Here is a 585-nt window from a genome sequence, read left to right on the forward strand (position 1 = left end):
CAACTTCGTCAGCGGTAAGGCGGCGTCCCGGCACCGCCGGCGTCACGCTCATCTGGCCGTCCGCACCCTTGACCCGTTGCGCCACCGAACCGTGTCCGATAGTAATGAGTTCAGCCAGGCGGCCGTCGATCTGGCCCAGCGATGGCGCTTGATCTGCCGCAGCTGGTGGCGCAGCGGCGACGCGCTGTGCGGCAAGCGCTGCCTGGGCCGCGTTCGCCGCGCGCGAAAGCGGGCCGGTGTCCGGCAGTGGCACGGGCACAGGTGCCGGGCCCGGCGCTGGCGTGGGAGCCGGTGTTGGCGCGGCTGCGTGTTCCCCCTGCACCGCCGCCATGCTGCCGCCCATGGCCATGCCCGTGACAAGGCCGGTACCGGCAGCGTTGCCGACACCCTTGGCCAAGTCCTGCTCGCCCATGGCGATATTGGTCAATACTTGCTCTTGCGCCGACTGCGGCATTTCCTCCAGCACGCCCTCGCTCAGCATGCCTTTCCCGACCCGGCCGGCGAGGGAGCCGCGCACCTGGGCGCCGGCCGATCCGGTCGCAATCTGCGTGGCCGCGTCGCCCATCAGCTTGCCCGCGCCGAGCC

The 585-nt window shown here is 71.3% G+C and carries 1 pseudogene; it reads right to left on the reverse strand.

Going from position 1 to position 585, the window contains the following annotated elements:
- Window positions 1–585: pseudogene (locus F2P46_RS39015) on the reverse strand (hypothetical protein); the annotation flags it as partial.

It is taken from the genome of Massilia sp. CCM 8734, from assembly GCF_011682155.1.
GTDB lineage: Bacteria > Pseudomonadota > Gammaproteobacteria > Burkholderiales > Burkholderiaceae_D > Telluria_A > Telluria_A rubra.